This window comes from Shewanella cyperi, assembly GCF_017354985.1.
GTDB classification, from domain to species: Bacteria; Pseudomonadota; Gammaproteobacteria; order Enterobacterales; family Shewanellaceae; genus Shewanella; species Shewanella cyperi.
Map to the genome: position 1 here is coordinate 4,080,353 of NZ_CP071501.1, position 19,648 is coordinate 4,100,000.

At 53.7% G+C, this 19,648-nt stretch carries 14 protein-coding genes, 1 tRNA gene, 2 rRNA genes and 1 pseudogene (1 of these 18 only partly in view); 7 read left to right on the forward strand and 11 right to left on the reverse strand.

What is annotated here, in order from left to right; genetic code table 11:
- Positions 1–34: 34 nt before the first annotated feature.
- Both JYB84_RS18530 and JYB84_RS18535 read right to left on the reverse strand, forming a co-directional pair.
- Complete coding sequence (locus JYB84_RS18530; RefSeq protein WP_407695906.1) at positions 35–400, reverse strand: CZB domain-containing protein; 366 nt, start codon at positions 398–400, stop codon at positions 35–37.
- A gap of 33 nt (positions 401–433) precedes the next feature.
- Positions 434–1,126 (reverse strand): annotated as a pseudogene (locus JYB84_RS18535) (methyl-accepting chemotaxis protein); the annotation flags it as partial.
- Between the two features lie 258 nt (positions 1,127–1,384).
- Between JYB84_RS18535 and JYB84_RS18150 the strand changes: the two are divergent.
- The 3 genes from JYB84_RS18150 to JYB84_RS18160 all read left to right on the forward strand — a co-directional run bounded on the left by JYB84_RS18150 (position 1,385) and on the right by JYB84_RS18160 (position 6,252).
- A complete protein-coding gene (locus JYB84_RS18150; RefSeq protein WP_207321403.1) occupies positions 1,385–3,952 on the forward strand; it encodes a bifunctional diguanylate cyclase/phosphodiesterase in 2,568 nt (855 codons plus the stop codon).
- Positions 3,953–4,055: 103 nt separating this feature from the next.
- Positions 4,056–5,213: an iron-containing alcohol dehydrogenase gene (locus JYB84_RS18155; protein WP_207321404.1), complete on the forward strand. Its 1,158-nt coding sequence runs from the start codon at positions 4,056–4,058 to the stop codon at positions 5,211–5,213.
- Positions 5,214–5,358: 145 nt separating this feature from the next.
- Positions 5,359–6,252, forward strand: a complete 894-nt coding sequence (locus tag JYB84_RS18160; protein ID WP_207321405.1) for a DUF2167 domain-containing protein — start codon at positions 5,359–5,361, stop codon at positions 6,250–6,252.
- A gap of 53 nt (positions 6,253–6,305) precedes the next feature.
- Here the strand turns inward: JYB84_RS18160 and rlmF are convergent, their stop codons facing one another.
- Together rlmF and JYB84_RS18170 are read right to left on the reverse strand one after the other, a co-directional pair.
- The gene (gene rlmF / locus JYB84_RS18165; protein ID WP_207321406.1) at positions 6,306–7,214 is read right to left on the reverse strand and encodes a 23S rRNA (adenine(1618)-N(6))-methyltransferase RlmF; all 909 of its coding nucleotides are present in this window, start codon (positions 7,212–7,214) and stop codon (positions 6,306–6,308) included.
- Positions 7,215–7,237: 23 nt separating this feature from the next.
- Positions 7,238–7,612 carry a flagellar basal body-associated protein FliL gene (locus JYB84_RS18170; RefSeq protein ID WP_266097124.1) on the reverse strand — a complete coding sequence of 125 codons (375 nt, stop codon included), beginning with the start codon at positions 7,610–7,612 and terminating at the stop codon, positions 7,238–7,240.
- Positions 7,613–7,751: 139 nt separating this feature from the next.
- On the opposite strand from JYB84_RS18170, the gene JYB84_RS18175 reads away from it, so the two are divergent.
- The gene (locus JYB84_RS18175; RefSeq protein ID WP_207321408.1) at positions 7,752–8,315 is read left to right on the forward strand and encodes a chorismate--pyruvate lyase family protein; all 564 of its coding nucleotides are present in this window, start codon (positions 7,752–7,754) and stop codon (positions 8,313–8,315) included.
- A 25-nt stretch (positions 8,316–8,340) separates the two neighbouring features.
- Here the strand turns inward: JYB84_RS18175 and JYB84_RS18180 are convergent, their stop codons facing one another.
- Positions 8,341–10,926 carry an immune inhibitor A domain-containing protein gene (locus JYB84_RS18180; protein WP_207321409.1) on the reverse strand — a complete coding sequence of 862 codons (2,586 nt, stop codon included), beginning with the start codon at positions 10,924–10,926 and terminating at the stop codon, positions 8,341–8,343.
- Between the two features lie 291 nt (positions 10,927–11,217).
- Positions 11,218–11,814 carry a YhgN family NAAT transporter gene (locus tag JYB84_RS18185; protein ID WP_207321410.1) on the reverse strand — a complete coding sequence of 199 codons (597 nt, stop codon included), beginning with the start codon at positions 11,812–11,814 and terminating at the stop codon, positions 11,218–11,220.
- A 202-nt stretch (positions 11,815–12,016) separates the two neighbouring features.
- Here JYB84_RS18185 and JYB84_RS18190 point away from each other — a divergent pair, with 202 nt between their 5' ends.
- Both JYB84_RS18190 and JYB84_RS18195 read left to right on the forward strand, forming a co-directional pair.
- Complete coding sequence (locus JYB84_RS18190) at positions 12,017–13,567, forward strand: metal transporter (protein ID WP_207321411.1); 1,551 nt, start codon at positions 12,017–12,019, stop codon at positions 13,565–13,567.
- A 63-nt stretch (positions 13,568–13,630) separates the two neighbouring features.
- Positions 13,631–14,422, forward strand: coding sequence for an NRDE family protein (locus tag JYB84_RS18195; protein ID WP_207321412.1), 792 nt, complete (start codon positions 13,631–13,633; stop codon positions 14,420–14,422).
- Here JYB84_RS18195 and JYB84_RS18200 read toward each other — a convergent pair.
- A complete protein-coding gene (locus JYB84_RS18200; RefSeq protein ID WP_207321413.1) occupies positions 14,397–14,819 on the reverse strand; it encodes a YybH family protein in 423 nt (140 codons plus the stop codon). The two genes, JYB84_RS18195 and JYB84_RS18200, sit on opposite strands and share 26 nt — an antisense overlap.
- A 78-nt stretch (positions 14,820–14,897) precedes the next feature.
- Here JYB84_RS18200 and JYB84_RS18205 point away from each other — a divergent pair, with 78 nt between their 5' ends.
- Complete coding sequence (locus JYB84_RS18205; RefSeq protein ID WP_207321414.1) at positions 14,898–15,455, forward strand: lysophospholipid acyltransferase family protein; 558 nt, start codon at positions 14,898–14,900, stop codon at positions 15,453–15,455.
- 5 nt (positions 15,456–15,460) lie between these two features.
- Here the strand turns inward: JYB84_RS18205 and JYB84_RS18210 are convergent, their stop codons facing one another.
- From JYB84_RS18210 to JYB84_RS18225, 4 genes are all read right to left on the reverse strand, one after another.
- The gene (locus tag JYB84_RS18210) at positions 15,461–16,720 is read right to left on the reverse strand and encodes a mechanosensitive ion channel family protein (RefSeq protein ID WP_207321415.1); all 1,260 of its coding nucleotides are present in this window, start codon (positions 16,718–16,720) and stop codon (positions 15,461–15,463) included.
- 255 nt (positions 16,721–16,975) lie between these two features.
- A tRNA-Asp gene (locus tag JYB84_RS18215) sits at positions 16,976–17,052 on the reverse strand.
- 23 nt (positions 17,053–17,075) lie between these two features.
- Positions 17,076–17,191: ribosomal RNA gene (rrf, locus tag JYB84_RS18220) — 5S ribosomal RNA — on the reverse strand.
- A gap of 227 nt (positions 17,192–17,418) precedes the next feature.
- Positions 17,419–19,648 (reverse strand): 23S ribosomal RNA (locus JYB84_RS18225); it runs 663 nt beyond the window's last position.

Here is a 19,648-nt window from a genome sequence, read left to right on the forward strand (position 1 = left end):
AAGTTCCCGGCTCAGCCAAAAGTTGTGAAAAAAATCAGTTTTCAAGTAGCCGATCAAGACAGCGCACCACTTGCAGGCTGGCGCGCTCCATGCTGTCCAATTGCTTAACCATTTCTTTAAGTTGACCTTTTTCTCTCGCTTTAAGCGCCTGACGTCCGGCATCGTGTACCTGTCGGTGCGGGCTATCCAGCTCACGGAAACCGGGTTTGTTTTGGTACTGCTCAGCCCCCAAGCCCTGGAAATACCATTTGCCCAAGCGGCAGCTGGTATGGTCGTTAACGGATTCCGAGAACTTTTGTTGCTCAATCAGGCGATAGATATTGTTTTTCCATACCGCATGGTCAAGCTTGGTGGTGTTGAGAAAAGCTGTGTCGGCCGCCATCTGGATGACTTCCTGCATCTGATGGCTCTTGTGCAGTACTTCATTGACCACGGCATTAATCTGGGTGGAAGAGGTCGCCACCTCGGCCGCGCTGGCTTGATTTTCATCGATGATCAGCTTAATCCCCGCCGCTTGCTCCACTATCTGTCGAACCAGGGATTCAATTTGGCTGCTGGCCTCGTGTGCCTTGCTCGCCAGTTGTCTGACTTCGTCCGCCACCACGGCAAAGCCACGCCCGGCTTCACCGGCGCGGGCCGCTTCAATGGCCGCGTTCAGTGCCAGCAGATTGGTCTGTTCGGAAATCCCTTGGATCGCGGCCACAAAACGGCTGATGGCAGAGGTGGTACCATCCAATTGCTCCACGGCACTGCGACTGCGCAGCGCCTCGCTGTTGATCTTTTCGGCCCGCTCTCCCAGGCGTTCGATTGCGATACGGGTCTGGCCAAACAGCTGTTCCAACTCACCCAGTTCGGCCTTTTCCTGCATCAGATGTTCGGCGCTGACAGCCAGGCCCTCACGCACCGTCTGCAGCATGTCGCCACCCTGGTTTTGACAGGCAATCACCTGGTTGAATTGGTCGGCCGTCTCTCTTGATGCCAACTGTGCCTGCTCATATTCGCCTATGGTGGCCCTGAGTTCAGCCAAGGTTTGCTCATGTTGCTGTTGCTGCTGCGCCAATTGCTGCTTAAGTGCAAGGTTTTCTGCTTTCAGTCGCTTGCCAAACCACATCAGGGAACACTCCATTTATTTCGCGGGGTGCATAAGTATATCTGCATCCACTGATGGGCCCCAGCACCCAGATCTCAACCTGAAGCAGAAACCGGATATCCCTTTGTCAAAGGGTGATCCACATCACCCTTGGGCTAAGGGACCACAATCAGGCGGACCATAACATCCTGATTACAACTTTGCACAACTTAACGTTTGTCATACTGATAAAGTCTGCTATATCTGAGAAACTTTGGACCACATTTTCTCCCCGATCCGGACCGCCGAAGGCCAATGCGAAAGTTAAAGCAACAATTCAATATACGGGCCCAATGGGTACGCTGGCTGGTGCTGCTACTGTCTTTGCTGGTCACAACGACCTTTGCCTGGAAGTTGCAACAAAGCCAGGATAAAGCCCTGCAGGCCGAGCTGACCTTCTTGCTGCGCTCCCAGGGCGCACTGCTGCAACAAAAAATAAACCATGCTCTGGCAACGCCGTCGATCCTCAGAGCTATAGTGGCAACCGACACAGTATCCGAGCCGCTGTTCAACGCTCTGGCCAGGGAGCTGTTGGAAAACTTTGATGGCTCTGAAAGTGTTCAGCTGGCCCCCAAGGGCATAATCCAATATGCCTTTCCACCAGGGGTGGATGACAGCGTAATAGGCCATGATCTGTTCAACACCCACGGCAAGCGCGATTACCAGCCTGGCATGATGCAATCCATAAAAACCGGCCAAGTGGTGCTCGATGGCCCCCGGGAACTGTACCAGGGAGGTCGGGCCATAATCGCCCGTCAGCCTCTTTATCAAGGGGATGAATTTTGGGGCTTTTCCATTGTGATATTGAGATTTCCCGAATTTCTCGGGCTAGATGCCCTGACGACGAAAGAAGGCCGGGAGCTGAGTTTCGATATCTGGCGCAAGCAGGATCAAAACTATCGCTCACTGCTCAATTACCAGAATATAGAGGACTTTGGCGCAGCGGAGCGCCTGCCATTGACGGTCGCAGACCAACAGTGGGAACTGGGTATCCGCCAGCAGCCCCCGCTGTGGGCTCCGGCGTTGGCACTCAAACTGTTTTTGGCTCTCTTGGTCAGCCTGGTGTTTGCTGAACTGTGCCGGGCCCTGTACCTGCTCAGGGCCCACAAGCATTCACTGCTGGAATTGGTCAATGAGCAGACGGTGCAAATCCGTCAGCGGGAGCAAAGCCTGGAACGGGCCCAGCAGGCCGCCAGTATCGGTAGCTGGCAGTATTTTCCAGACACTGACCACAAGGAGTTTTCTCCCCAGGGATTGCGTACCCTGCAACTGCATCAGCCTCTGACCCATGCCCAACTCATGCAGCAAATTGCGCCGGCGCACAGAGCCGACTACCAAAAATTCATGGAATACCATGGCCTGGACACCATCTGCGTCGAGTACGAGCTGCAACTGCACCAGGGCAGCATCTGGCTGAGGGAATACGCCCAATGGAGTGAATCGGATGCCTGCCTGGTAGGCACAGTGCAGGACATTACCGCCGAACTGGAACTGCAACGCAAAATTTGGCGCCAGGCCAATGTCGACCAGCTGACCGGGCTCAAGAACAAGAACTACCTGCTCAATCTCTCCGAAGAAAAACTCAACCTGATGAAGGCCGACGTCAGCAATGTCCTGGTGGCGGTATTCGATATAGATCACCTTAAACGTATCAACGACAGCCTGGGGATCCGCTACGGCGACCAACTCTTGTTGCAGGTGGCCCACAGGCTCAAGGAAAAGGTCGGCCTTTTGGGCACTGTGTTCAGGCTTGCCGGCGATGAATTTCTGGTGGGCTTCGAGTTGAGCGAACAGAGTCAACCGGAAGCCCTAATCAAATTATTACAGCAAATAACTGTGCAACCCTTTGTGCTGTTTGACAGCAGCAGGTTTATTACCGCCAGCATTGGCTGGGCCCTGTGGCCCAGAGATGGCCAGAGCATTGCGGAAATTCTGGTGGCCTGCACCCTGGCGGCTCACAAGGCCAAGCAGCAAGGGCGCAACATGAGCCTGGAGTACGCTCCCGAGATGACCGAAGCCGCGCGCCTGCGGGACAATCTTGAAGCCGAATTGCGGGCTGCCCTGCTGCAGGATCAAATGCACATGCTGTATCAGCCGATAGTCAACGCCGCCACCGGTAAGCTGGAAAGCCTGGAAGCCCTGATCCGCTGGCATCACCCCAAACTGGGCCTGGTGTCGCCGGATAAGTTCATTCCCATAGCCGAAGAATCAGGGTTGATCCTCGGTCTGGGGCAGTGGATTTTCGAAACCGTTGCCAGGGATTGCCATCTGTTAAGGCAAACATTGGGCCCCGGAGTGCGCTGCTCCATCAACGTCTCCCGGGTGCAGTTGGTGGACAGCAACTTCAGCCATTATGTCAGCCGCAATCTGTTATCCCGGTTTCCAAAAGATCAGCAATTGACCTTCGAAATCACCGAATCGGCACTGATCCGCGACAGCGAACGGGCCGCCGACTCCATCAATGCCCTGTGCTCGCAGCAATTGGCTTTCGCCATTGACGACTTTGGCGTCGGCTATTCATCTCTGTCGAGTTTAAGGGAGTTCAAGGTCAGCAACCTCAAGATAGACAAGAGCTTCATCAGCCACTGCACCCACAATGCCAGCGATCGCACCCTGCTGAACGCCATGATAGAAATGGCCCACAGTCTTGGCATGACGACCACAGCCGAAGGAATTGAAACCGAAGAACAGCGCGCGCTGCTGCAAGAGCTTGGATGCGATCTGTTGCAGGGTTACCTGTTCAGCCGCCCGGTGACCATAGAGGAAATCGCCGCCCAGGGTTGGTTCTATCCCGTGAAGCAACTTAAGGTCGCCACCCTTTAACAGATGCAATATTCGCCAAACGGCGCCTTGCGGTTAGGAAAAAGGGCGGCTTGTCGTTAGCATTGGTGCACTTTTCAGACCCACACTTTGGGAGCCCTGATCCATGTTTAATTTCAACTATCGCAACCCAACCCACATAGTGTTTGGCCGGGACAGATTAAGCGAGCTTGATAGCCTTGTTCCCGCCAATGCCCGGGTACTGGTGCTGTACGGTGGTGGCAGTGTCAAACGCTTCGGCACCCTGGAGCGGGTACTCCATGCCCTGGGTAACAGAACCGTGTTCGAGTTTGGTGGCATTGAGGCCAATCCCCAATACCACACCCTGATGCAGGCGGTGGAGTTGGTACGGCGCGAATCCGTCGATTTTCTGCTGGCGGTCGGGGGCGGCTCGGTAATGGATGGAACCAAATTCATTGCCGTCGCAGCGCCATTTGAGGGGGATACCAGTTCTCTGCTGTACCATGGTTTCAATCCGGCGCCCGCCACCAAGGTACTGCCACTGGGCATAATAGCGACCCTGCCGGCCACCGGCTCCGAAATGAATCCCTATGCTGTGATAAGCCACAACAATGGTAAGCATTCCCTCAGTCACGCCGAGCTGTTCCCCCAGTTTTCGCTGCTCGACCCCAGTCTCAGCTTCAGCCTGCCCCCCATCCAGGTCGCCAACGGCGTGGTAGATGCCTTCGTGCATGTGCTGGAGCAATATGCCACCTACCCTGTAGATGCCAGGGTGCAGGACAGATTTGCCGAGGGCATATTGCGCACCCTGATTGAAATCGGGCCCCAAACCGTCGCAGAGCCGGACAATTATGATGCCCGGGCCAATCTGATGTGGAGTGCCACCTGTGCCCTCAATGGCATGCTGGGGGTGGGTGTCCCCATGGACTGGACCAGCCATATGATAGGCCATGAATTAACCGCCCTGTTCGGCATAGATCACGCCCAAACCCTGGCAATACTGCTACCGGCCGTTTGGACGGAACGCAAATCCCAAAAGCATGCCAAGCTGCTGCAATATGCTGAACGGGTCTGGGACATCCATGAAGGAGACGAACAAGGCAAGGTGCTGGAAGCCATAGCCCGCACCCGTGACTTTTTCGAGCGCCTGGGACTGAAAACCCGTTTGCGGGATTACGGTGTCGCTCGCCCGGATATAGATAGGGTTATACAAGCGCTGGATCAGCACGGCATGCATACCCTGTCGGAGCGGGGTGATATTAATCTGGATATCAGCCGCAGGATCCTCGAGCTTGCCTGGTAAGCCCAGGGCGGCCCACAGGGGCCGCCGCGCAACCACAAATAAAATATGATGATTTTTGCTTAATCCAGCCTTAAAATAACAAGCTCTTAACAGCCCATCCCAAGCCATAGCGGATATATAGGCTTGGACAATCAAGGATGAATATATGCATCAAGCTCTCCGTGGCCTTCTGGCCACTCTGTTATTGTCAATCTCCACGCAATCTGCACTGGCAGAAGACACCCCAGCCGATCAGCAGGCAGCCTATCAGGCTTGGGCAGAAGAATTCGTAGCCTCATTGAGCCCGGAAAAAGGCACCATAGTCCTGCCGGGCGGCAAGGCCACTCTGGAAGTCCCGGAAAACTTTTATTATCTGAATCCCGAAGACAGCCGCAGGGTATTGGAGGAGGCCTGGGGCAATCCAGCCCAGGATCTGCACTTGGGCATGCTGTTTCCGGCCGAGTATTCCCCCGTGGATGCCGCGGCCTGGGGTGTGACCCTGGATTACGAAGAAGAGGGCTATGTTTCCGACAAGGATGCGGCCGATATCGACTATGCGGACCTGCTCAAGACCATGCAGTCCGACGTTGCCGAATCCTCCCAGGCCAGGGTTGAGATGGGCTATGAGCCCATACGTCTGGTTGGTTGGGCGACTCAGCCCTATTACGACGCCGCCCAGCACAAGCTTTACTGGGCCAAGGAGTTGCAATTCGGCGACAGCACCGAACATACGCTGAACTTCAATGTGCGGGTTCTGGGGCGCCAGGGAGTACTGTTGATGAACTTCGTGGCCGGCATGTCACAGCTGGAGGAAATCCAGGCGGCCCGCGAAGAAGTGCTGGCCATGGCCAGCTTCAACGAAGGCCACAAGTACAGCGAGTTTAATCCCGACATAGACAAGGTCGCGGCCTATGGCATTGGTGGTCTTATCGCAGGTAAGGTGTTGGCCAAGGCGGGCATGTTGACCGCAGCTCTGTTACTGTTGAAGAAGTTCTGGTTCCTGTTGCTGATGCCATTGGTTTGGCTAAAGAAAATGATTTTTGGCAGAAAGGAAGCCTGATCTGATACCCAAAAGGGAAGCCAAATGGCTTCCCTTTTAATTTCTTGAACCGGTTAAAAACGCCAGGCAAGTATCCGGGTCTGCTTATTGCCCTGGGTCATCTCTATCACCCGCACCTCAGTCGCTCCCAATGCCTGCAGACGGCGTTTACAGGGCCTCAGATTGTCACCTTTGGAGACCAAAGAGGTGAACCAACGACACAGTTGTGGCCTGGCCGCACTTTCATCAATCATGGCAAACAGAAAACGACGTTCGCCACCATCGCACCACAGCTCATTGTGTTGACCACCAAAATTGAGTTTGACTTGTCCCACCGGCTTGCCAGTCAGATTCTGCAATTTGCGCTTGCTGCCTGCACTGGCCTCGGCCTGTGTACCATGGAATGGCGGGTTACACATGCAGGCATCAAAATGCTCATCGTCCGCGGCCACATTGGCAAAAATTTTGGTTGGATTGGATTGCAATCTCAGGTCAATGCGCTCGGCGAGCAAGGGATTATGCGCCAGTATGTCCCGGACATTGGCCAGGGAGCGGGGTTCTATGTCCGTGGCCACCAGCTGCCACTGGTAGAGACTGGCACCAAGCAGGGCATAGATGCCATTGGCCCCCGTACCTATATCCAGCACCCGGTTTGGCGTGCCTTTTGGCAACAAGTCCGCCAAGTAATGCACATAATCAACCCGCCCGGGGACCGGCGGGCATAAATAGCCTTTGGGAATGTCCCAGCCAACAATGCCATAGTGCTGTTTTAGCAGAGCCTTGTTGAGACACTTAACGGCTCTGGGATCTGCAAAGTCGATACTGCTCTGGCCCGACTTGGCCGTGAGCAGAAACGCCCGGAGACCGGGCTCGGCGCGGCACAGTGCGGGAAAGTCATAGCCACCGTTGTGGGCGTTGCGTGGATGCAGGCCTTTGCCTTTTGCTTGGCCAGGCTTACCTGCACGACTTTTGTTGATGCTCATAACCTGTGAACCCTTTGCAGGGCTCAGTCGTACAAATAACGGGTAAACAGCAAGTTAACCACCAGAGCACGGCCGGTTTCCTGCTCTATCAGACGATTGACCGTGTCATAGCATTCACGACGTATCTCTTCCCGGCCGGTCAGGGATTTAATTTTCTCTTCCGGCTGGTTACCCAAAATTTCGACTATGGCCGAGCGCAACAGGGGATCATGGTGTTCTATGGCCACCAAATCGTTGGGATCCTTCACCATCAGTTCGACACTGATGCGTACAAAACCAAGCTTTTTTCGGTTGGAGATGTAGTTGGTGACTATCTCGGGTTCAAAGCCATAGTAAGCGTAGTCTTCCAGAACCTTTTCATCTGCCCCCCAGCTCATACTGCTGACACTCATCAACATAAACAGGATACTCAGTAAATATCTCTTCAACTTGGTGGCTCCTTAATGCTCCGCCTGAGGCCAGGCGTTCCTGCTATCGACAGAGGGTGCAACATGGTAGACTTCTTGGGTTTTACCCCTCTATTGTAGCGAGCAACCCATGAGTGTGACCAGTCTCAGTTTTCCATATGGTGAATCAATTCAGTGGTTTTCACCAGATGCTGTCACATATTTGCCAGATGGATCCATGACAGACTGGATATTGGCACCGGGCAGCCTCACCGCCCGTCTAAAAGCCTTGGGGCTCGGATTTGAAGTCAGGGTATTGGGTGAAGGTTTTATCGCAGCCGGCGACGAGCAAATGTCCGCTCCCTGGGTCAGGGAAGTCTTGTTGTGTCTGGGTGGGATCCCCTGGGTATTTGCCCGCACTCTGGTACCAACATCCCTGCTGAATCAATGCCAGGCCGAGCTGATGGGACTGGGTGACAAGCCCTTGGGGGAACTGCTGTTCAGCGACCCCAGATTTATTCCCGGACGTATCGAAGTGGCCAGTTTCAACAACTGCAGCCGTCTCGCCCAGCTGGCGGCGTCATTGTCCCAAACGGTAACAGGTCCACTTTGGGGCCGGCGGCGTTATTTCGGTTTTGGCCATGATGAGCTGACAGTGTGTGAAATGTTCCTGCCGGCGGCCGTGACTGCCCTCAGCGACCGAAATCAAGCATAAAAAAACGCCCCGAAGGGCGTTTTCCTTATTGGCGTCGGCGCCAACCAAGCAGGCTCAGCAGGCCCAGACTCAACCATCCCAAGCTGCCACCACCGGAAGAGCCACCATTGGACAGGTTGGTTGGAACTGCAACAGTTATAGTATGTGTAACGGTAACATTATTACCACTCCCGTCGCTGACGGTCAGAGACACGGTATAAGTCCCGGAAGTTGAATAGGTGTAGCTGGGATTCCTCAGATTGCTGGTTGCCCCGCTGACACCGAAGTCCCAGGCGTAGCTGTAGTTACCACTGCCACCGCTCACATTGGCACTGAAGTTTACCGTTGCGCCAGATGCCGAACTGGTGAAATCCGCCGTCAGTGGTGTAGGCTCAGGTACGTTACCGTCGTTCAATGATAGACGAATGGTGGCGGTACTGCTGTTGGTTGTCTGCTGTACCACCTCCATGGTCAATCCCAGGTGAGGCAATATCAAACCGGCCATGGGTTTCAGCGGCGCGCTGTAATCCAGACTGTCATCGAACAGGGTCACGGCCGCCAGATTACTGTCTCCGGCATAAGCAGTTTGATCAAACTTACTGAAGGCGGCATCGCGTATCTGTACCTCGGTACCAAAGCTACCTATCAGATTTTGATCCGCATCTATCACCCCAATCAGCACCTTACCGGGGTGATCCGACACATTGTTATCGTCCAGATTGAAGTCTTCCAGCCACATCAGCACACCGGCATCATATCTATAACCGGCATCACCCAGCGCCTGGTCCACGCCATTGTGGCTGCGCAGCTGAATAATATAACGTCTGTCCTTGCCGGGACGGGTGTCGCCGATGCGACTGAAACCACCCGAAAGATTCATCTTTCCTGCGGTTTCAGCATCGTCGCTGTACACTGTGCTGCTACCGGTGACTATGGCAATATCATCTATGGCAATGCCATACCCACCAACAAAGTCGTCGGTCTTGTAAACAAAGCTGATTTGCTTGGTCATACCGGCATAGGCACTGAGATCATAGGTCAACTCGACCCAGGCATCGGCCCCCTCTGCACCGACAACATTCGCCGATTTTCCTGTGATGATATTCTTGGCGGTATTTACGCCATTGCTCGCCTTGGTGTGGTTACCAGCTATGGCTGTACCGTCGACCAACAGCTGCATATAGTCATAATCTGTTTCTATATCCCAATTGGCCTTCATTTTCAGAGTGATGCTGCCGGACGAGGGCAAGGTCAAACTAAAGGACATGGCATGATTGAGCATATTGCCCTGCCCGGAATAGTACTGAAAACTACCTGAGTAGGGGGCCTTGAAGGGCACATCTTCCGCGGGCAGAGGAATTGAGAGTTGGTTGACGCCAACCGAGTTTACCGCCTCCACCAGATTGTAATCCGTGCCCGCAGAGTTAAGGCTGCTGAGCGTCACAACCTGTTCATTAACCCAGTTGCCCAGATATTGCTGCTGCAGGAAGGAGCGGGCATAGGGGCTGAATCCCGATGGTTTGGAACCGGCAGGCACCCCGGTCCAGCTTCCGCCGGACATCAGCGACCAGGCCCCCACGGGTGAACCGTCGCCGCTATTGCTGGTGTCGTACTCATCCGGCAGCCCCAGATCATGGCCAAATTCATGGGTACAAACACCCGCAGCCGCATCTATGGGCTGCACCGTATAACCAAACACCCTTTTACTGGTGCCGGGGATCGCCTGTCCCAAGTCATTACCGCTGGAATTGACGAAGAAACGGTGAGACCAGATGGCATCATCACCCAAGACACCGCCACCGGCCTCCTCACCTATGCTGGAGTGGAACAACATCACATGGTCAATCACACCATCGGCTTCATCCAAATTGCCGTCACCATCCAAATCATAGGGATCTTCCACATCATAGCTGGCCAGCTGGGCTGCACTGAGACCCGCAACCGCCTTGGTCACGGCCTCGAGTACCAACTCGGGCACTGCCTTGTCACTATTATCATTGGCGGGATCATTGCCACCATAGTAGGCGGCATTGTTATCGGCGCGGACCCAATCGAGCACATCGCCGGTAAAAGAGAAACTGCTGCCCGAAACCTGGCTGTAATATTGATTGGTGGAGATCAGGTTTTGATTGGAAGGACCGGAAAAACCTGTGGTTGAAAACAGCAGATTACGGTAATGGCCGACCGGATAACTGCTGTAATACATGTCCGTATCACCCGGAGCGAGGCGATTGGCATCATGGGGGAGATCGGGAAAGTCCACCAAAACGCCAAGCACTTTCACCGTTTTGGTGATGGCTGAGGCATTGAGAGGTGCGACCGAACTGAATTGCGCCTTGTTGCGCTGTGCGCTGATCTTGCTGGCGCGCTCCCTGGCAAGTTGGGCGCGCATATCCTTGGGTATGCCCTGAGCCCTGGCCACAAATGCGGCAACGGCCTCATCTTGCTGATGGGCACTGGCATCGGCTGACAATTCACCCCGCTTAATTAACCAGTAAAGCACCCGTTCTTTGTTGACGATTCCGGCATCGGCCGGAGTACCGGAAACAGGCTCAACCCTGGCCTCGGCCGTACCCAAGGTCAACATAAGCGCCAAAGCGACCGAAACCGCCGGCATAGAGAGATTTGCCATAACTACTTCTTCCTTCAACCAATGACCACCGAACCCAGCCTTACGTCGCTTTTTTCACCGCTTCGCATCTATTATCGTTCACCAGAATGCGAAAGAGTCCTTAAGTGTGACCCCAGTTTACGGCCAAGGTTGCAACAGCTCAGGAACATCACCTTAACAGCGTCACACCAGTGTCTCAATGGGGCCAATCTGTTATTTGGCCGGTGTTCAGGCGGGATTCAGCAACAGGCTCACAAACAAAAGCCCGGCAATAAGCCGGGCCTGGTTCACAGTCGACGTAATATCCCTGAATTAACTGACGGATTTATTCAGGTAATTTGCTATACCATCCAGGAACATCTGCACAGATATCATCACCAACACCATGCCCATCAGGCGTTCTACCGCGGTCAGGCCTTTCTCGCCCAAAATTCGGGTAAACACCTTGTAGAACATCAGAATAAACGCACTCACGGCCCATGCAGACACCAAGGCTATGGTCCAGTCCATCATGCGACTGCTGTCCGTGTGCGCCAGCAATATCAGCGCGGCGAGAATGGAAGGTCCCGCCATCAAGGGAATGGCCATGGGCACGATAAAGGGTTCTTCCCCCGCCGCCAGGCCAATGACACCGCCCGGTTGGGGAAAAATCATCCGAATCGCAATCAGGAACAGAATAATACCGCCGGCAATGCTGACCGACTCTGACCTCAGGCTCAGGAAGTTGAGGATCCACTCTCCGGCAAAGAGAAACAGCAACATGATCATCAGAGCGAAGATAAGCTCCCGGATCAACACCCTGCGACGTTTCTTCGGATCAATATGACGCAAAATAGACGCAAATATGGGCAAATTACCCAAGGGGTCCATAATCAGGAATAACATTACCGCTGCAGACAAAATATCCATAGGCTCATCTTTAAAAGTGACCAGGCGTGAAGCGTTATTGTAACTGCTTTCACAAACACATAGTTGCAAAATTAGTTGAAGATTGCTGAAAATCCCAATCCGGATAACAGATCCGGCAAAGCCCTAAAATATACCTGTGGCGCTGCTCATTTGCCCGGCAACTGGTATACTACAGCGTTTTTTCAGCATCGCCGTGAGATCCATGCTCTATCTAATCGCCAGTTGCATCGCCCTGCTGCTCGGTCCCTTGTTTTACCGCTTCCTATCCAACGGCAGCGGCCTGCAAAAGGGCCTTGATGGCTTTATCTTCGTCTCCCTTGGCGGTTTGGTGCTGATCCATATTCTGCCCGAACTGCTGGAACATGGCGGTTTGCTGTCTATCCTGTTTGTCTTGCTTGGACTCTGGGGGCCCACCGCCAGCGAGAAGCTGTTCCAGCGCTATTCGGAAATCACCCACAACCTGACCCTGAGCTTGGGTATAGGCGGACTGCTGTTGCACACCCTTACCGATGGTGGCGCCATGGTACTGGCACAGCATGATTCAGGCTCGAGCCTATTGGCTCTGGGGATTATTCTGCATCGTTTACCCGTTGGGTTGGCCATTTGGTGGCTGCTGAAGCCCCAGGTTGGCAGTCGCTGGGCGATATTGGTGCTCGGCGCCATGATGCTGCTGACCGGTGCGGGCTTTATGGCCGGTGAGCAACTGTTGCAACAGCTCAGCCTGGACAACACCGTCTATCTGCAGGCCTTTGTCACCGGCTCCATATTGCATGTGGTTATACATCAGCCCCATGGCCATCACGACGCCGACAGCAACGGCCGTTTTGAATACCAAGCAGGTATCGGCAGCCTGATAGGTATCTCACTGTTGTTTTTGTTGCTGCTGATGGACTCGGGAGCCCATCAACACCAGGATCACGGCAGTGAACAATTAATGCAATGGTTGCTGGTGCTGGCTCCCGTGCTCTTGCTGGCTTATGCCCTGGCCAGCATACGTTTCGCCCTGGGGGTGACCCCCTCAGCAGCCGGACTCAAGGTTCAGTGGCTGCAACGACTGGCCGGGCCGGAGGCTTTGATCATCAGTCTGTTACTGCTTGGAACCACCTTTGCCCTGTGGCAAATCTTTGGCTTACTCTTGCTTGGCGCGCTGCTGACCTGGAGCAAACAACGGCCGGTAGACCCTCATCTCAATGTTCCCCATTCAGCCCTGACTTTCGGATTCGCCCATATAGTGGATCGCAGTGCTCCCTGGGTGCTGCTCAGTTTGGTATTGGCCAACCTGATAGGCCACCCATCCATACCTCTGGAAAATCCTGCTATCCAGCTGCTGATCTTGGCCTTGTTGTTACTGCCAATGCGCTTTTGTAATCTGGGCGCCGCCGTTCTGGCCATATCCCTGGCATTCAGCGGTTGGTCTAACATGGCGGTTATCTTTATCCTGCTGGCAGCTCCCTGGCTTAACCTGCAACAACTCAAAGCCATGACCTGGGGATTGCGACTGGCCTTAGCGGTACTGCTGGGCGCATTGTTGCTGCCGCTGGCGCTGATGGAAATCCAAATCCAGGAGACCTTTAACTGGCCTGTCTGGAGTCAGGAATTAGCGCTGCTCTTGCTTGCCCTGTTGTTTGCCGCCAGCTTGCTGCGCCTGGGGCCAAGAAAGTTTCTGCGCCGCCTGTGGCATGGTCAGGGGCCCAAAGCCCACGCCCATAAACACGGGCATAAACACGATCATAGCCACGGCCATCACCACTGAGATCTGTTCAATTCGGCATGAATTGGCTAGTCTGATTGGACACTTTGCCCGCTGGGGTCTGTTATGTGCATTCTCTTTATTGCCTTCAGGGTTCACCCGGATTATCCGCTGATCCTCTGTGCCAACCGGGACGAGTTTCATCACAGGGCAACCGCAGCGGCGCACTATTGGCCCCCGGAAGGGAAAATTCTGGCGGGACAGGATCTGCAAGCAGGCGGAACCTGGTTGGGCCTCAATGACAGGGGACAAATCGCCGCCCTCACCAATATCCGCAGTCCGGCCAATCACAGCGACAACCGCCTCAGCCGAGGTGATTTACCCTTGGCCGCGCTGCAACAGGGGAGCCATTTCCAAACCTGGCTGCAGAGCCACAGCGACAACTACAATCCCTTTAATCTGATTTGGGGTGACAGGGAACAGCTGCATTGCTACAACAGTCTGCAACGGCAACTGCAACCACTGACGCCCGGCTGCCACGCCATCAGCAATGGTGCTCTTGATGAGCGTTGGCCCAAAATGGCGAAGGGCGAACTGGCTCTGGAAGCCCTGGTCAATCGACCGGAAGAACCCGACATTGAAGCCTTGCTGGCTATGATGAAGGATGACTCGATTCCGGACGATAAATTGCTGCCGGATACCGGAGTGGGATTGGAGTGGGAACGGCGCTTATCTTCCATCTATATCTGCCATCCCGAATACGGCACCCGCTCCACCACCCTGATATTGCAGGATAATCAAGGACGCAGCCGTTATATTGAACTCAGATTTGATGGTAAGGGCAGGCAGCTGGGACGACAGCAATTTATTCGTAATGCCCAGAATGAGACTTTCAATCTGAAGAGTGATCGTGGGTAATCACCCAACGCTCATTTATCTTTTCCAACAATAAACTGAACGCGCCGGATGGGTTATCCTTGTCCCGCTTCAGTGACCAACGTCCCACGACCAGGGCGGCATCATTGCCGAGGATTTTAATGTCCACCTGACTGAAGGTCAGTTGCCCCATGGCCTCCCGGGTCGGGTAATGTTTTCGATAAGCCTCGCGGATCGACTCCCAGCCATAGCGAAATCGGTCACCGGAAACCACCCGCAAGTTGTCACTGTGCCAATAGCCCGCCATATAGTCATCTATGCTTCCCTGGTTCCAGGCTGCCTGCTGTTGTCGCAGTAAGGCCATAACCTCATCAGCGGGTGCCGCCGTAACTGCACAGCAAACCAACAGCAGAAAGGCAGCCAAGCCCTTTAACAACATAACAATTCTCCAGCGAACTGATTACACTGTACTATAACCCATCGGTGGCGAGATGCCCGGTGAACCAAGAGAGAACCCATGTTTCAGAAATTTTGCCAAGGCCTGATGCAATTGCTTGGCTGGCGTATTGCCGGCGAATTGCCAACGCTGGATAAGTACATCATCACTGTGGCCCCCCATACCAGTAACTGGGACTTTATCATTGGCGTCATTGCCAGGGGCGCCTTGGGGCAAAGAATACATTTCCTCGGAAAACATCAATTGTTTCTGCCCCCCTGGGGATGGTTTTTCCGCGCCATCGGCGGCAGCCCGGTGGACAGACGCAGAAACAATAATCTGGTAGATGCAGTCACTAACTTGTTTGTTGAAAATCCGAATTTTAAGTTGGCTCTGGCACCGGAAGGCACACGCAGTCCGGTGAGCCGTTGGAAAACGGGATTCTACCATATCGCCTGTAAGGCACAGGTTCCCATAGTGACGGTGGGACTGGACTTTTCCCGCAAGCAAATCGTCATAGCCCGGCCACTTGAACCGAGTGGTGACATACAGAAAGATATGAATTCTATTCTCGATTTCTATCGCGGGATCCGCGGACGTCATCCAAAACAGATCCCCGATTTCGAACAAACCAGCTGATTTGTCTAACTTACCGCTTTCAGACTGCGGATATCGTTACCAGTCGGATTCTGGAAGGCCCGTAAATCAAATTCAGGCAATATGGCCAGGATATGATCAAAGATATCCGCCTGAATACCCTCGTAATAAACCCAGCGGGTATCGTTGGTAAAAATATAAAGCTCCAGTGGCAGCCCTTCGGTGGTCGGCGCCAACTGGCGCACCATTAACGTCATGTCCTTATGAATTTTCTCATGGCGACGCAGGTACTCGGTCAGATAGGCCCGCAGGGTCCCCACATTGGTCAGGCGCCTGCCATTCACCGGCATATCCGCATCCGCCACGCTGGCATTGGCCTCGGCGAGTTCCTGCTCCTTACCGGACAAATACTCTTTCAAATGATTGATCCGTCCGAGCCTTAACCTGTCGGCCTCGGTGAGGAAACGTATACTGCTGATGTCCAAATGCAATGCGCGTTTGATCCTGCGACCGCCTGATTCAGACATACCGCGCCAATTGCGAAAAGCGTCGGAAACCAGGGCATAAGCGGGGATCATGGTGATGGTGTTGTCCCAATTACGCACTTTAACCGTGGTCAGCGACACCTCTTCAACTGCGCCATCGGCGCCATATTTGTCCATTTGGATCCAGTCACCCTTGCTGACCATGCGATTGGCAGCCAACTGGATACCGGCAACGAAGCCCAAAATGGTGTCCTTGAACACCAACATCACCAAACCAGTCGCCACGCCCAAGCCACTGAGGAAATAAACCGGTGACTGATCCGCCAAGACAGAAATGGCCACTATCAATGCGATAAAAAACAGGAACAACTTGATGAGCTGCACCACACTTTTTATCGGCAGCCGACGGCTGATATCGCGCAAATCGGCAACTTCATTGACCGCATCCAAACCGGAATAGGCCCCACGGACTAAGAGTACCACCATGGCCACGTCCAGTAATCGGCCGGCCAGACTGAGCAACAAGGGTTGACCGGCAAAAATAACCGGAGCCGCGGTATCCAACACCAACACGGGCACCAGTAAGGACAACTTCTCCAACACCCGATGTCGCATAAAGACGTCATCCCAGGTGACTTTGGAACGCTTAATGACCAAATTCATGGCGCGCACTACACCTCGACGCACCAAAACGTAGGCCAATATGGCAACCAAGAGCGTCAGCAACATCATGCCGAACACCGACGCCGTTGCTGACATATCGGCATCCATTCCCAATTCGGACAGCCAAGCAGCAAGCTGAACTTGAATCTCACTGTTCACGATAAAACCTCTGTTGATAACCGCTGGCCAGTGTAGCATCAACTGTGACACGGTTGCTGTTTCGAGATAGATATCAAGCAGCTATGCAGGATCTGGCAGAAATGCATAACAGCAAAGCTCCTTGGGTTGTACTCATGCCAGCGGGCGAATACCGCGTTACGATATGCTTATGAGCACTTAGCTGTGGGTTGAATTATTCAAAACACTATAACGAAAAAAGCCTCTGCATTGCTGCAGAGGCTTTCGTCTTTATGTTGGCGGAGCGGACGGGACTCGAACCCGCGACCCCCGGCGTGACAGGCCGGTATTCTAACCAACTGAACTACCGCTCCTTTGGGCTAGGCCCAAATTAGGCGTCTGGCGATGACCTACTCTCACATGGGGAGACCCCACACTACCATCGGCGCGATTGCGTTTCACTTCTGAGTTCGGAATGGGATCAGGTGGGACCACAATGCTATTGTCACCAGACATAAAATTGTATGGAACAAATTTTAAACGCGCTTTAGCGCGGCCCGTCAGGGTCAAATACAGGGATGTATTTGATAAATTCATTCCTGAATCTGGAAAGCTGCTGCTCTTACGAGCCTTGAGTCTCGACTTCAATCAAGTTTGGATATTCTTACGTACGACCTCCAGGGAAGGAGGAAGTACTGGAAAATGTCTGGAACATTTTCAGTAAAACCCATCTGGGTTGTATGGTTAAGCCTCTCGAGTCATTAGTATCAGTTAGCTCAACGCCTCACAACGCTTACACACCTGACCTATCAACGTCCTGGTCTCGAACGGCTCTTATGTGGACTCTAGGTCCAAGGGATGACTCATCTTGGGGCTCGCTTCCCGCTTAGATGCTTTCAGCGGTTATCGATTCCGAACGTAGCTACCGGGCAATGCCATTGGCATGACAACCCGAACACCAGCGGTTCGTTCACTCCGGTCCTCTCGTACTAGGAGCAACTCCCCTCAATCATCCAACGCCCACGGCAGATAGGGACCGAACTGTCTCACGACGTTCTGAACCCAGCTCGCGTACCACTTTAAATGGCGAACAGCCATACCCTTGGGACCGACTTCAGCCCCAGGATGTGATGAGCCGACATCGAGGTGCCAAACACCGCCGTCGATATGAACTCTTGGGCGGTATCAGCCTGTTATCCCCGGAGTACCTTTTATCCGTTGAGCGATGGCCCTTCCATTCAGAACCACCGGATCACTATGACCTACTTTCGTACCTGCTCGACGTGTCTGTCTCGCAGTTAAGCTGGCTTATGCCATTACACTAACCGTACGATGTCCGACCGTACTTAGCCAACCTTCGTGCTCCTCCGTTACTCTTTGGGAGGAGACCGCCCCAGTCAAACTACCCACCAGGCACTGTCCCTAACCCCGATTAGGGGCCCAGGTTAGAACATCAACACTACAAGGGTGGTATTTCAAGGACGACTCCACGAGAACTGGCGTTCCCGCTTCAAAGTCTCCCACCTATCCTACACATGTAGGGTCAATGTTCAGTGCCAAGCTATAGTAAAGGTTCACGGGGTCTTTCCGTCTAGCCGCGGGTATACGGCATCTTCACCGCAATTTCAACTTCACTGAGTCTCGGCTGGAGACAGCGTGGCCATCATTACGCCATTCGTGCAGGTCGGAACTTACCCGACAAGGAATTTCGCTACCTTAGGACCGTTATAGTTACGGCCGCCGTTTACCGGGGCTTCGATCATGAGCTTCTCTTGCGATAACCCAATCAATTAACCTTCCGGCACCGGGCAGGCGTCACACCGTATACTTCCTCTTGCGAGTTTGCACAGTGCTGTGTTTTTGATAAACAGTTGCAGCCACCTGGTATCTGCGACTGCCGTCAGCTCGGGGAGCAAGTCCCTCCACCAACAGCAGCGTACCTTCTCCCGAAGTTACGGTACCATTTTGCCTAGTTCCTTCAGCCGAGTTCTCTCAAGCGCCTTGGTATTCTCTACCCGACCACCTGTGTCGGTTTGGGGTACGATTCCTGCTAACCTGAAGCTTAGAAGATTTTCCTGGAAGCCTGGCATCAACCACTTCAGTGCCGTAGCACCTCGTCATCAGCTCTCGGTGTATGTGTGCCCGGATTTGCCTAAGCACACCACCTACCACCTTAAACACGGACAACCAACGCCGTGCTGGCCTAGCCTTCTCCGTCTCTCCATCGCAGTTAGCAGAAGTACGGGAATATTAACCCGTTTCCCATCGACTACGCCTTTCGGCCTCGCCTTAGGGGTCGACTCACCCTGCCCCGATTAACGTTGGACAGGAACCCTTGGTCTTTCGGCGAGGGGGTTTTTCACCCCCTTTATCGTTACTCATGTCAGCATTCGCACTTCTGATACCTCCAGTGTGGGTTACCCCTTCACCTTCAACGGCTTACAGAACGCTCCTCTACCGCGTACACGTTATCGTGCACACCCGTAGCTTCGGTGAATTGCTTAGCCCCGTTACATCTTCCGCGCAGGCCGACTCGACTAGTGAGCTATTACGCTTTCTTTAAATGATGGCTGCTTCTAAGCCAACATCCTAGCTGTCTAAGCCTTCCCACATCGTTTCCCACTTAGCAATTACTTTGGGACCTTAGCTGACGGTCTGGGTTGTTTCCCTTTTGACGACGGACGTTAGCACCCGCCGTCTGTCTCCCGGATAGCACTCTTTGGTATTCGGAGTTTGCAAAGGGTTGGTAAGTCGGGATGACCCCCTAGCCTTAACAGTGCTCTACCCCCAAAGGTGTTCGTCCGAGGCGCTACCTAAATAGCTTTCGAGGAGAACCAGATATCTCCCGGTTTGATTGGCCTTTCACCCCCAGCCACAAGTCATCCGCTAATTTTTCAACATTAGTCGGTTCGGTCCTCCAGTTGATGTTACTCAACCTTCAACCTGCCCATGGCTAGATCACCGGGTTTC